At 28.0% G+C, this 14109-nt stretch carries 14 protein-coding genes; 11 read left to right on the forward strand and 3 right to left on the reverse strand.

All coding sequences use genetic code 11. From position 1 onward, the window contains the following. The 11 genes from Q3223_RS18975 to Q3223_RS19025 all read left to right on the forward strand — a co-directional run. Nucleotides 1-129, forward strand: a 129-nt coding sequence (locus Q3223_RS18975; protein WP_407812404.1) for a zinc ribbon domain-containing protein, incomplete at its 5' end; no start/stop codon positions are given. Nucleotides 130-372: 243 nt separating this feature from the next. Further along, on the forward strand, nucleotides 373-1932 hold the full coding sequence (locus tag Q3223_RS18980) for an ATP-binding cassette domain-containing protein (RefSeq protein ID WP_407812393.1): 1560 nt from the start codon (nucleotides 373-375) through the stop codon (nucleotides 1930-1932). Nucleotides 1933-2287: 355 nt separating this feature from the next. Continuing rightward, complete coding sequence (locus Q3223_RS18985) at nucleotides 2288-3823, forward strand: glycine betaine ABC transporter substrate-binding protein (RefSeq protein ID WP_407812394.1); 1536 nt, start codon at nucleotides 2288-2290, stop codon at nucleotides 3821-3823. Between the two features lie 14 nt (nucleotides 3824-3837). Then, nucleotides 3838-4599: an ABC transporter ATP-binding protein gene (locus Q3223_RS18990; RefSeq protein WP_054270791.1), complete on the forward strand. Its 762-nt coding sequence runs from the start codon at nucleotides 3838-3840 to the stop codon at nucleotides 4597-4599. A 122-nt stretch (nucleotides 4600-4721) separates the two neighbouring features. Next, nucleotides 4722-5135 carry a cupin domain-containing protein gene (locus Q3223_RS18995; RefSeq protein ID WP_227832648.1) on the forward strand — a complete coding sequence of 138 codons (414 nt, stop codon included), beginning with the start codon at nucleotides 4722-4724 and terminating at the stop codon, nucleotides 5133-5135. Between the two features lie 238 nt (nucleotides 5136-5373). Further along, nucleotides 5374-6066, forward strand: a complete 693-nt coding sequence (locus Q3223_RS19000; RefSeq protein ID WP_227832647.1) for a response regulator transcription factor — start codon at nucleotides 5374-5376, stop codon at nucleotides 6064-6066. Then, the gene (locus tag Q3223_RS19005; protein WP_167640635.1) at nucleotides 6056-7120 is read left to right on the forward strand and encodes a HAMP domain-containing sensor histidine kinase; all 1065 of its coding nucleotides are present in this window, start codon (nucleotides 6056-6058) and stop codon (nucleotides 7118-7120) included. The genes Q3223_RS19000 and Q3223_RS19005 overlap by 11 nt, the downstream gene beginning before the upstream one ends. A 288-nt stretch (nucleotides 7121-7408) precedes the next feature. Next, entirely contained in the window at nucleotides 7409-8098 is a 690-nt protein-coding gene (locus Q3223_RS19010) for an ABC transporter ATP-binding protein (RefSeq protein ID WP_167640634.1), read from the forward strand. Beyond that, entirely contained in the window at nucleotides 8085-10649 is a 2565-nt protein-coding gene (locus Q3223_RS19015) for an ABC transporter permease (protein ID WP_284182415.1), read from the forward strand. Before Q3223_RS19010 ends, Q3223_RS19015 begins: the two co-directional genes overlap by 14 nt. A 204-nt stretch (nucleotides 10650-10853) precedes the next feature. After that, the gene (locus Q3223_RS19020) at nucleotides 10854-11723 is read left to right on the forward strand and encodes an AraC family transcriptional regulator (protein WP_167640633.1); all 870 of its coding nucleotides are present in this window, start codon (nucleotides 10854-10856) and stop codon (nucleotides 11721-11723) included. Between the two features lie 170 nt (nucleotides 11724-11893). Continuing rightward, nucleotides 11894-12145, forward strand: coding sequence for a DUF3781 domain-containing protein (locus tag Q3223_RS19025; RefSeq protein WP_054270784.1), 252 nt, complete (start codon nucleotides 11894-11896; stop codon nucleotides 12143-12145). Between the two features lie 135 nt (nucleotides 12146-12280). Here the strand turns inward: Q3223_RS19025 and Q3223_RS19030 are convergent, their stop codons facing one another. From Q3223_RS19030 to Q3223_RS19040, 3 genes are read right to left on the reverse strand one after another with little or no spacing between them, the layout of a single operon-like run. Further along, nucleotides 12281-12931: a hypothetical protein gene (locus Q3223_RS19030; RefSeq protein ID WP_284182414.1), complete on the reverse strand. Its 651-nt coding sequence runs from the start codon at nucleotides 12929-12931 to the stop codon at nucleotides 12281-12283. Beyond that, nucleotides 12928-13431 (reverse strand): flavodoxin family protein, encoded by a 504-nt coding sequence (locus Q3223_RS19035; protein ID WP_054270782.1) that lies wholly within the window; start codon nucleotides 13429-13431, stop codon nucleotides 12928-12930. Before Q3223_RS19035 ends, Q3223_RS19030 begins: the two co-directional genes overlap by 4 nt. 45 nt (nucleotides 13432-13476) lie before the next feature. After that, nucleotides 13477-13992 carry a PadR family transcriptional regulator gene (locus Q3223_RS19040; protein WP_284182413.1) on the reverse strand — a complete coding sequence of 172 codons (516 nt, stop codon included), beginning with the start codon at nucleotides 13990-13992 and terminating at the stop codon, nucleotides 13477-13479. Nucleotides 13993-14109: the final 117 nt, after the last annotated feature.

Consider the following 14109-nt stretch of genomic DNA (forward strand, 5'->3'; position numbering starts at 1 on the left):
AAAAACGAGGAAATGAAGAATTTAAGTATAAGAGAATGGATTTGTCCTTGTTGTAATGTAACTCACGATAGAGACATAAATGCGAGTATAAATATACTAAAAGAAGGATTAAGACTAATAACAGTTTAAAATAGATAACGTATGTAAGAACTGTAGGAACTACGGGGATAGCCTGTGGAGAATTAGTAAGACATATTTTAGTATGCAAAATTCTATGAAGCAGGAACCCTGTGACTTTAGTCATGGGAGGTTCAGAATGACAAAAGAATATGTGATTATACAGAAAGAGAACTAAAAAAATTTTTATATGGTAAAGCAGAAAAGATTAAAATAGAAAATGCTGGTCAATCAAACATGACATATGAAGGATTAATGGTTAAATTTAATCGTCTATATTTAAGTAAAGAGGGTGAAATATCAGACACTACTAAGAAAAAGTTGAGTAAACTTCTCATAGAAGACAAATGTCCTGTATGTAATGGGAGAAGACTTCATGAAAGAGTGTACAAGTCTTTAATTAATGGCTATAATATAGCAGATTTAACTAGTATGCAAATTGATGAATTAGTTGAAGTTATTAAAAATATAGATAAAGTAGAAGCACAACCTTTACTTAAGGGAATAATAGAAAAATTAAATAGTATAATAGATATAGGTCTTGGATATTTAAGTTTAGATAGAGAGACATCTTCACTATCAGGAGGTGAATCTCAGCGTATAAAGATGGTCAAATATCTGAATAGTAATCTCGTTGATTTAATGTATATCTTTGATGAGTCGAGTGTAGGGCTTCATCCAAGAGATGTATATAAATTAAATAAACTTCTAAAACAATTATGTGATAAAGGAAATACAATTATAGTTGTTGAACATGACCCAGATGTCATTAAGATTGCAGACCACATTGTAGATGTGGGGCCAAAGGCTGGTAAGTATGGTGGAAAAATTGTGTATGAAGGAAGTTATGACAATCTACTTGTAAGTGGAACGGTTACAGGGAATGCCTTAAATAAATCTCTTTCTATTAAAGAAAATGTAAGAGAGCATAGAGGATATTTAGAACTTAAAAACTGCAATACAAACAACTTAAAAAATATATCTATTAAAATACCTAAGGGCGTGTTGACTTTAGTTACAGGAGTAGCAGGTGCAGGTAAAAGCACTTTAATTAAGGATGAATTCTTAAAGCAAAATCCTAATGCTGTACTTATAGACCAAAGTCCTGTATCAGTAAACTCAAGGTCAAGTTTAGCAACATATAGTGGCATTATGAACAATATAAGAAGCGTATTTGCAAAAACAAATGGAGTGAAGGCTTCTTTATTTAGTTCAAACTCAGAGGGGGCTTGTGATAATTGTAAGGGGTCTGGAATAGTAGAAATGAATCTTGCTTTTATGGATAGTATAAAGAACACTTGTAATATTTGTGAAGGCAAAAAATTTAAAAAAGAGGTTTTAGAATATAAATTTCAAGGGAAGAATATAATAGAAGTTCTTGAAATATCCGTATTAGATGCGATTGAATTTTTTAGTTTAAGACAGATTAAAACAAAATTACAATGTATTGAAAAAATGGGTATCGGATACCTTACTTTAGGGCAAACTCTCGATACATTATCTGGAGGAGAATGTCAAAGATTAAAGCTTGCTAGTGAATTAAATAAGGAAAGCTCAGTATATATATTGGATGAGCCTACAACAGGACTTCATATGGCAGATATTGAAAATTTTATAAGTATAATTGAAGAAATTGTAGATAATGGAAATACAGTTATAATAATTGAACATAATATAGATGTAATTAAAAGAGCAGACTGGATTATTGATATAGGTCCTGAAGGTGGAGCAAAAGGTGGAAAAGTAATATTTGAAGGAACTCCAAAACAATTGTGCAACAATAGAGTATCATTAACAGCAAAATATATAGTATAATAAATAAAATATAATTAATATAATGATATATTAATGAGTAGAGTGGGTATATAAAATGATACTTAAACTTAACAGTAGTAAATAATATGAGAAATATTCAAATTTAATTAAATATAGTGTCAGAAATCCGTTTAGATATCAAGCTTTTAACGGTTCTGGCATTTTTTATTATTTTTAGGGAGAATATTGAGCAATTATTCTCCAATAGTTACTTTTTTGTGCCTACTTGCAAGTTTGATATTATAATCTTAACATGTAATTTATGGAATAATTTATTGATATATTAAAATAAGGGTTATTACTAAATTAAATTTTAAATCTTGTTAAGTAAAACTCATAAAAAGGAGTGAGATAAATGATAAATGATATCTTGACATTATTATCTGAGAGAAGTGATTTTTTTATAAAATTATCTATAGAGCATTTGACAATTTCTATTATTTCTATAATAATCGCAATTGTTTTAGGTGGGATAATTGGTATTATTGTAAGTGAATTTCATAGTTCTTCTAAACCTATATTGGGAACTATCAATTTTCTATATACAATTCCATCCATTTCTATGTTAGGATTTCTAATACCATTTTCTGGGATTGGAAATACTACTGCTGTTATTGCCCTTACTATTTATGCACTATTACCTATGGTTAGAAATACATATACTGGAATCACTAACGTAGATAAAAATATCCTTGAAGCAGCTAGAGGGATGGGAAGTACAGACTTTCAGATACTATATAAAATAAAGCTTCCACTAGCTCTACCAGTTATCATGTCTGGTATTAGAAACATGGTCATTATGACAATTGCATTGGCTGGTATTGCCTCGTTTATAGGTGCAGGAGGACTAGGTGTAGCCATATATAGAGGAATCACAACAAATAATACAGTGATGACAATCACTGGAAGTATACTTATCGCTTTATTAGCGTTAGTATTTGATTTTATTTTAGGATTAGTAGAAAGATTTTTTCAAAGAAAAAGAAAAAAGAAAAATAGAAAAAAAGTTTTTGCCATTCTAGGAAGTTTTATTATAGTGCTAGCCATCTTTACGTCATACTTCTTTAACTCTTCAAAAACTCAAACTATTCATATTGCTACAAAACCTATGACTGAACAATATATCCTTGGTGAGATGTTGGATATTTTAATTGAAAAGAATACAGGTTTAAAAGTAGAGATTACACAAGGTGTAGGTGGAGGAACGTCTAATATTCAGCCAGCTATGGAAAATGGGGAATTTGATATTTATCCAGAGTATACAGGAACAGGCTGGAATATGGTACTTAAGAAAAATGAATTATATACTGAAGATATGTTTAATAAACTACAATCAGAATACAAAAATAAACTTAAGATGCAATGGACTGGTATGTATGGTTTTTCTAATAGTTATGCATTAGCAGTTAGAAAAGAAGTTGCAGAAAAATATAATTTAAAAAATATATCAGATTTAAAAGAGATATCTTCTAAATTGACGTTTGGAGCAGAGTATGATTTTTATGAGAGAGAGGACGGATATACTCCATTGTGTAATACGTATGGATTAAACTTTAAAAATACAGTTGATTTAGATATTGGATTAAAATATCAAGCTATCAATGAGGGTAAAATTGATGTAATGCCTATATTCACAACTGATGGCCAGTACAGTGTTTCAGACGTTGTAGTTTTAAAAGATGATAAAAACTTCTATCCATCTTATCAATGTGGAAATGTTGTTAGTTCAGAAGTGTTAGAGGAGCATCCAGAGTTATCAAAAGTATTTAAAGTGGTTGAAAATATTTTGACTGATAAAGAAATGGCTAAAATGAATTATGATGTAGAAAACAATAATTTAGAACCTAGAGATGTTGCACGTGAGTTTTTGAATAAAAAAGGTCTTTTATAATTGGAGGAAATATAATGACACCTATTATACAATTTAAAAATATTGAAAAACAATATGATGATAAATCTATAATAAATAATCTTGATTTAGATATAGAAAAAGGAGAATTTCTAACTGTTATTGGTTCATCTGGCTCAGGGAAGACAACACTTTTAAAAATGATTAATGGTTTAATTTTGCCAGATAGAGGAAGTATATTGATAAATCAAACAGATATTAAAAACGAGGATTTAATTAAATTAAGAAGAAAAATAGGATATTGTGTACAGGGAAGTGTTCTTTTTCCTCATATGACTGTTGAAGAAAATATTTCATATGTACCAAATCTTCTCAATAAAAAAAATAAATCAGAAGTGAAAAGTGCTGTAGACAAGTGGATGGGGATAGTAGGCTTACCAAATGATATGAAAGTTCGTTATCCATCGGAATTATCTGGTGGTCAACAACAACGTGTAGGTATTGCAAGAGCTCTAGCTTCTTCTCCAGAAATTTTACTTATGGATGAACCTTTTGGAGCAGTAGATGAGATTACACGAAAGCAATTACAGAAAGAGATAAAAGAAATTCATAAAAAAACAGGAGTTACAATTATATTTATTACACATGATATTTATGAAGCCTTGATTTTAGGTACAAAGACTTTGGTATTAAATCATGGAGTTATTCAACAGTATGACACTCCTAAGAATATTTTAAATTCTCCTGCTAATCAATTTGTGGACCAATTATTGAATATAAGAAAATCTATAATAGATGATGAAGATTTAAAAGAATAGATTTAATGAATAAATATAAATTAAAAGTTAAATTATCCTGATAAAAACTATTGCCTTAGAGTTAACTTCAAGTTGTATACTTAGAGTGTAAAAAAATTAGATTAGGCATAGGGGGATGAGAAATGAGTAGAGAAAAAGATTTAGGTATAGGAGCAGTTTTTCCTATTGGAGAAGAAAATAAAGCATTTGCGCAGTATTTTACAGGAGAATGTTATCTGAATATGCTCACTACTAAGGGTGTGGCAGTTGGTAATGTAACATTTGCACCTTCTACAATAAATTCGTGGCATGTACATCATAAGGGTGGTCAGATTTTACTTGTAACTGGAGGTAGAGGATATTATCAAGAATTTGGAAAGCCAGCTCAGGAATTACATGCAGGTGATGTAGTAAACATACCACCAGAAATAAAGCACTGGCATGGAGCTGCACCTGATAGTTGGTTTCAGCATTTAGCTATAGAGGTGCCAGCTGAAGGTGCTTTCAATGAATGGCTGGAGCCTGTATCTGATGAAGATTATAGTAAACTCAAATAAAAATTTTAGATATGACGTTGAAATAGAGATGATATTAAAAGTAGTAAATATTAATATTTCATATAAAATGTAAATAGCATAGAGTGTATACTGAGTAAATTACTAAATATACACTCTTTTTGTTGTGAATGATAAAAAATTATGCAAAATAGTAGTATTTGAGAAAATAAAATTAGTATAATAAAAGAAACTAAAAGATTAATAATTCAGTATACATATGTAGTTTGGGGGAAATAAAATGGAGACTATAATGGTTGTGGAAGATGATGTCATGCTTAATAATGGTATATGTTTTAACTTGCAAAGTGAAGGCTTTCAAGTTATACCAACATATAATCTAAAGGAAGCAAAAGAAAAGTTTAAGACAGAAAAAATAAATTTAATTATACTAGATGTAAATCTTCCTGATGGAAGTGGATTTGAATTTTGTAAAGATATAAGGAATGATTCAAAGATAGGTGTTCTTTTTTTGACAGCTTGTGATATGGAATCTGATATTGTAAATGGATTTAAGATAGGAGCAGATGATTATATAACAAAACCATTTAGTATAAACATATTAATGCAGAGAATAAAAGCACTGCTTAGAAGATGTGGTAATGAGATACAAGAAAATATTTTAATTGAGGGTGATTTTGAATTTAATTTTGACAAAATGACAGTTAGTAGAAACAATGAAAGTATAGTTTTTTCACCTATAGAATATAAGATTCTAAAACAATTAGTACAACATAAAAATGAAATAGTTACAAGACAAGCATTGATAGATGCAATATGGGATAGTGATAGTGAATATATGGAAGAACATGCACTAACTGTAAATATAAATAGATTGAGAAAACGAATAGACCAAAAAACGTCTAAGCATAAATACATAAGGACTGTCTATGGAATAGGATATATGTGGGCTGGTGAACAAGATGAGAAATAGCAAAACTTCAACGAAAAACTACTATAAAAGTATTTCTATTGTATATTTTATAGTATCTATCTTAACCTTTATAGTTATAAAATCACAAACTAATAAAATCTTGTATATGTATTCTGATTCAATTGATATTATTAAAAATATTGATTGTATTATTTTAATTTTTATAATCTTTATGTTTCTAATATCATTATTTTTTGTATTTAAAATAAGAAGAGATATAGTTGACTTTAGTAATAATATTGTATGTAATATAGATGATTTTATAGCAGGTAATAAAAATATTAAGTTTAATTTAAATGAAGATACTTTAACTGCAAAAGTTCAAAATAAAGTAAAACATATGATAGAGATAATTGAAATTAAAAATAATAAATATGTAGATGAAAAAGAAAATATAAAAACTCTAATATCAGATATATCACATCAAATAAAAATACCAATAGCTAATATATCAATGTATAATGAGACTTTATTGCAAAAAGAATTGGATAGAAAAAATCAAGTATCGTTTTTAGAAAATATGCAAAATCAGGTAAATAAATTAGACTGGTTGGGAAATTCTCTTATAAAAATATCGAGATTAGAAACAGGAATTATATCTTTAAATGTAACTAAAAGCAGAATAAGTGATACTATTGCAAGTGCTTTAAGTGGTGTGTTTTTAAAGCTTGAGGAGAAAAATATATCACTAGAAATTGATTTAGATGATAAGGTAGAGGTTTATCATGATAAAAAGTGGACTGGTGAAGCTCTATTTAATATTATAGAAAATGCAGTCAAATATACGCCTGAAGGTGGTAAGGTAGGAATAAAAGTTGATAAGATGGACATCTTTACTAAGATTATTATAAGTGATACTGGAATAGGTATAGATGAGAGCGATGTAAATAATATATTTAAGAGGTTTTATAGAAGTATAGAAGTCACAAATATAGATGGGATAGGAGTAGGGCTGTATTTAGCAAGAGAGATTATAAATAAACAGAGTGGGTTTATAAAAGTCGATTCCCAGAAAAACGTTGGAACTACATTCAATATCTATATGAAAAATTGAGAATAATATTAAAAAGTAAGTGTAATGTTTATAAAAAATTTATATTTAAAATCTTTGGAGATAGTGCATATAGTGTTTGTTAGATAACGCCATATGCACTATTTTTATTTAAATGTCTCAAAACTGTTATAATTGATGTCTAAAATATAACAGTCCTGTGAGGATTAAAAGATGCCTAGATGATAATATTTAAGTAAGAAATTTATTCTAAGTAAAAAAACTTATCAAATTAGAATTTCGGCATACATTTAGGAAACATTTTAAAAAAGTTAGTAGGGAGATATGATTATGAGAATACTGGAAACTAAGAATTTAAAAAAATATTATGGAAAAGGTGAAAATATAGTAAAAGCTTTAGATGGAATAGATATAAGTATAAATAGAGGTGAATTTGTCGCAATAGTAGGGACATCAGGAAGTGGAAAAAGTACATTACTACACATGATAGGAGGTCTTGATAGAGCGAGTAGTGGAGAAGTAATTATTGAAAGTAATAATATATTCAATATGGATGATGAAGAGCTTACAATATTTAGAAGACGTAATGTAGGATTTGTATTTCAAAATTATAATTTAGTTCCAATACTAAATGTTTATGAAAATATAGTATTACCAATTGAACTTGATGGATGCAAAATAGATACTAAATATGTAGATGAAATAATACAAGTTTTAGGGCTTACTCAAAAAGTGGATGATTTACCAAATAATCTATCAGGGGGACAACAACAGAGAGTAGCTATTGCAAGAGCCTTGGCTACAAAACCATCTATAATATTAGCTGATGAGCCAACAGGTAATTTAGATAGTAAAACAGAACAGGATGTATTAGGTCTTTTAAAAGTTACTAGTAGCAAGTTTAGTCAAACTATAATTATGATAACCCATAATGAACAAATTGCTCAAATGGCAGATAGAATTATAAGAATTGAAGATGGAAAAGTTGTAAATAGAGGTGAGACTGATGTTAGAAAATAACAATAAAGAAATCATAAAAAAGTTGAGTGATAGAAGCTTTAAAGCAAATAAAACGAGGAATTTGGTTTCAGTAATTGCGATAGCGTTGACGACAATTTTATTTACATCGTTATTTACAGTAGGATATAGTATGTTAGAAGCTTTTGATAGCTATAAAGCTATGGAATATGGGACAAATAGCCATGTTCAACTTCAGGATGTAAATAAAAGACAGATTGAAATTATAAAAAAAGATAGTTCAGTAGACAAAAACAGTATTGGTATAATGAAGAATATAGGAAGTTTAAAAAATCCAGAGTTTTCAACACAGACGGTAAATTTGGCTGTCTATGATGAAAAAAGTCTTGAAAATGCTGTAAATGTAGAGATGATTGAAGGAAGTTTACCAAAGAATAATGATGAAATAGTTATGCCTATAGAAGTACTAGATATGTTGAAGTTACCTCATAAAATAGGTACTGAAGTAAAGGTGATAATTTCAAAAGTTAAAGATGGAGTATCAACTGATGAAAAAGAAACTTTCAAATTTATATTAAGTGGATATTTTGGATACAAGACAGCCACAGCAATACCTCTACATGATGTATATGCAAGTGAAGCTTTCTATAATAATTATAAGGAAAAAAATGAAGTAGCGGCTACAAGTCTAGTTCTTAATTTCTTAGATGATAATAATTTGCAAGCTAGATTTGATGAATTAATTAAGAAGATTCAACCATATTCAGGAAAAGCAAGCATAAATCCTGTATATCTAAGTAAACAAGGAACCACTTTTAAAGAAATGATTAAAAATATATTACCAATAATATTAATCATAGCACTTATTCTTTTAAGTGGATATTTGTTAATTTACAATATCTTTTATATTTCAGTAGTTAAAGATATAAAATATTATGGCTTATTAAAAACAATAGGAACGTCACCATATCAATTAAAAAAATTGATTATTAAACAAGCTAATAGACTATGTATAGTGGCAATACCAATAGGTCTAGTATTAGGTTTTTTATTGGGGATGATATTTGTTCCTTTGGTTGGTAAATTTATGGATGGATTAAATAGTAACGCATTTGAATATTTTAATCCATTAATATTCGTATTTGCCATTGTGTTTTCATATATAACTGTAAGACTTTCATGTCAAAAACCTGCTAAGATTGTAAGTTCTGTATCACCTATAGATGCAGTGAGATATAGTGACAAAAGTAATAGGGTTAGACGTAAATCTAAAAAAGGGAGAAATGGTTCCAAACTTCATAAAATGGCACTTTCAAATCTATTTAGAAATAAACGTAAAGCAATTTTAGTTTTAGTTTCTATGTCGTTAAGCTCTATAATATTCTTAACTGTATCTGCAATTATAAGTAGCTCTAATCCAGAAAAAGCTGCTGAAGGTATGATGTTAGGAGATATAGAAATACATCATGGTCTTGTTGATTCTGTAAAATTTGAAGAGAATGATATTATTCCAATTGATGAAAAATTAATTAAAGATATTAAAAATATAGATGGAGTAAGTAAGGTAAGTAAGTTATACAAAGATTTAAGTTATATAGCTTATGAAGGTGATTTGAAAGATGAGATATTGACTCAAGAAGTAGATACAGAATATAAAAAGCAATTTCTTCAAAATAGAAATCCAGATGAAGATGCAAAGGAAAGGGGATTCTTAACTTCTGATACAATTGGATTATCTTCAGGAGAATTACTAAGTAAATTGTCAAAGAATAATATCATATATTCTGAAAAAAATCCTAAGATATTATCAGGTAATATAGATGAGAAGAAATTTGATGCAGGTGGATATGTGGTAATTAATGGACATAAAGGAAGTAAGATAAAAGCAGGAGACAAAATTAAATTTAAATATTTAAAAGAAAAGAATATAGATGAAGGGTATGTAGATACTGAGTTTAAAGTTATGGCAGTTCTTGATGGAGCAAAGAATTTCCAAATAAGAATGTATATTAATGAAAATGACTTTAAAAATATGGTTGAAAAATCATATATACAAAATCTAATAATAGATGTAAATGGCAATATGAAATCTGTTGAAGGTAAAATAAAAAATTTGAATGAAAAATATAATAATCCCTATACAAAGATTTACTCAAAAAATATTTATGTAGAAGAAGCACGAGAAAGTCAAAAAGTCATAAAAATCGTAGGTATGAGTGCAGTGTTTATAATAGGATTAATTGGAGTGTTAAACTTTATAAATACGATGATAACGAATATAATGTCTCGTAAACAGGAATTTGCAATGATTGAAGCAGTAGGAATGACAAAAACACAGCTTAAGAAAATGATAATACTCGAGGGATTTTATTATGGTGTAATAATAACGATTATAAATCTTATATTTGGAAGCATGGCTACATTTTTAGGATTTAATATTATGAAATTAAGATACTCTGTGTATACCTATCCAGTAGAAGCACTGATAATAAGTGTATTGATAGTATTCTTGATAACATCTATAGTACCTTTGCTGGTTTATCATAATATTTCTAAAGATAGTATTGTTGATAGGATTAGAGAAGCTGAATAAAGTTTATATAGAGTGATTTTGATAAGATTTATATAGAGTATTTTGTAATTTCAAAAACGATATTGAGAGTATCAAAATAAACATGTAAGAGAGGCACTTCAAGTTGAAGTGCTTTTTATGTAGGAAAATAAATCAAAACATTAGCAAATAATGTGAAAAATAAAATAAAATAATATGCTATCGTTAAAATAGGAGGTGTTTCAGGTGGATAATAATTTAATTACTATTGAAAAAGCTTTGGATTATATAGAAATACATCTTTTAGATGAACTGTTGGATTTAGAAGCTATTGCTAAAGAAACTGGATATTCAAAGTACCATTTACATAGAATGTTTACATCCGTTGTAGGCTTTACTATTCATAATTATATACAAAGACGTAGATTGACTGAAGCAGCAAGAATGCTTATTTTTACAGAAAAGCCGATTATTGAAATCGCTTTAATTTCAGGGTATGATACACAGCGTTCTTTTTCAAAGGGATTTAAAAAGATGTTTAAGTATAGTCCAAATTTTTTTAGGAAACATAAAGACTTCTTACCAATACAATTAAAATTTGATATCAATAATCGGAAAAAGTTACGTGGAGATATGATTTTAGACATTAAAAAAGTCGATTGTACAGATATAAATATTGTTGGGTATTCTGGTAAAGTAAAAAGAGGATTTCATATTATTGGAAAGTGTTGGAGGGATTTGCATAAAAATAAAGAGCTGATAGAAAACAAAGTAGATTTAGATTTCTTAATTGGAGTCAATGATTATAGTGATTTTAAAGAAATTGAAAATACACCTTCATTTACATACATTGCAGGAGCACAAGTATCTTGTTTTGGTAAGTTACCTAATGGAATGGTAAAATTCACACTGCCAAAAAGTAATTATATTGTTTTTACTTTCATTGGAAAAAATGAAGATAGTATGCAAAATGTTGTGGAATATATTTATCGAGAATGGTTTCCTAATTCAAGTTGTCAATTAAATGAAAATAATTTATATGATTTTGTAAAATATGGAGAAAATGTTGATAATAGCGGTTTGAGCGAAATTCAGTTTTGGGTTCCAATTCTTTAAAAAAAGTAACAATATTAAAGTAGAGAAATTCATGTAAAAATAGTTTTATAACTCTATATGTCAATAAGGAATTTATAAACAATAGAAAAAATTACTTTATTATAAGACTATGATAAAATATAATTAAATAATGTATTTAATTTTGTAAAGGGTGAGGTGTTCTAAAACGAATGAATCCAGAAAATGAATTACTTAGAAATCTAGATAAATTACATACAACAGAATTAGGTATGGTAAGAATTAAGAAAAACCTTTCTTTAGAGACAAATGATGTAGTGGGCTGGTGTAAAATTAAAATAGAAGCTCCAAATACTATTATTAATAGAAAGGGAAAGAACTGGTATATAAGTGTAGATAATTGTATTATAACAGTAAATGCTTATAGCTACACAATCATTACAGCTCATAAAGAAAAGAAATGAATTGCAACATATAGAAATTAGGAGTATTTTATGCTATCTATTGTGTAGTAAATATGAATATTATGAAAACCATCAAGATGAAAGGCTTTACTATACTTGATGGTTTTTTTGATATTGTTATACCATTCCATTTTTTTATTTCTTTAGTATATCACTCTTAGTTAGGCCATTTGATTTAGCTTGAGGATTCCATTGATAATTACCCATAAATTTATATAGAAATCTAGGAAAATTAGGTGAAATAAAAATATTATTTTTATCAGGATTATCAAGATTTATATTGTCATTAAGTATATTTCTTGATAATTCTTTTAGTGTAATGCCTAATTTTTTCTTAGGGCCTTTATCCAAAGGTATAGAAGTCAGTGAGCCAAGCATCTCTCCAGCACCAATCCCAACACCTTGAACCCATATAAAGTTGACCTTTTTACACCAATGTTCTATCATCTGAATTGCCAAATGATTATGTTTACCCTCATAGAATCCACAGTTAACAATTGCATACACTGGGATAGGCTTTTTATTTTGTGTTTTTAAAAACTTTTCACACTCCTCTAAAAAGTGAACTAAATGAGATGGAATCCCATCTACATAAAGAGGAAATGCAATTACCAATCTATCACAATTAAGTATAGAATTAAGAGCATCAGGATATTTAGAAGGGTTATCTACTTTAAATGTAAAAACTTTATTGTCCTTTTGAATAAGTTGTTCTACTTCAGATAAAAAATATTGTGAATTATTTTTATTTACTTTTGGACTACCATTTATCATTGTTATATTCATATAGATTCACCTCTTATATCTTGTATATTTTCATAAAAACAAACAGAGTGTTCTTTCATATTAAAATTTATAGAATTTCCACGTACTAATTTGGTAGCAGTATCTTTTTCAGCTTCTGTAATGTGATTTCCATAGAAGATGGCTTTTAAATTTATCTGTTTGCTATATCTACTTTTATGACGCATCATATTATCTTTCATTACAAAGTATGGTAGGATATAGCTAATACTTTTATCAAGTATGTTTTTTACAAAAGGGCTGAATCCTCCATAACAACATCTGCTTATTATAACAAGCCCATCAGATTCATTTATAAGTTTACCCATATTGCTATAATAATCTTTTACAACACATTCAGTAGGTGTTTTAATCCAGCAGCCAAAACAGCCAATACACTTGTGAATCTCCTTTGTGTTTGGAAGTATTTTTATATCGTCATCAAGTTTAGGTGATAGTTTATCTAATTCTTCTTCAGTTAAATCATGTATTAAAAGTCTCATAAGTCTCATCTCCTTTTATGTATGCTTATTTCTAAAAATTATATCTTACAAATTTTTTAGTAAATCTTTACACCAGTTAATTACAAAATTATAATAGTCAACTCCATAAACCATTGTGGAATACATGTATGCATATTGTTCAATACAATGATTTTTTTCTGCATCAATTTTTTGTTTATTTAGTTTATCTGAGAGTGATTCAACCTCAGCTATAAATAGTTTTAAGTTTGTTTCAATTATTTCTTTAGGTAGATACTTGTAAAAGAATATATTAACAAGATGGTCTTGCTTTGTTTTAGAAAATTTTATCGGTTTTTTTAGCCATTCAAGAAAGTATTCTTTACCTGCATCAGTTATAGAATATATTTTTTTAAATTTGCTACCATCAATAGCTTCATGACAGTGGATATATCTCTTTGTTTCTAATCTTTTAAGTGCTGGATAGATACTGCCAAAACTAGCATCAAAAAAGTATGATGTACTATGTGACATCCATTGCTTTAAGTCGTACCCACTTAATTTTTCTTCCATTAAGAATCCTAAAATAATGTATTCTAACATATTGCCTCCTAATATCAATTAGATATATATCGATTCGATATAAATATTATTACAGATAATAAATATTGTGTCAATATGATTTTTAAAATAAACTTAAAAGGAATTAGGAATTAGGAA

Origin of the sequence: Clostridioides sp. GD02367, assembly GCF_045900275.1 — a bacterium.
Taxonomy (GTDB): Bacteria; Bacillota; Clostridia; order Peptostreptococcales; family Peptostreptococcaceae; genus Clostridioides; species Clostridioides difficile_A.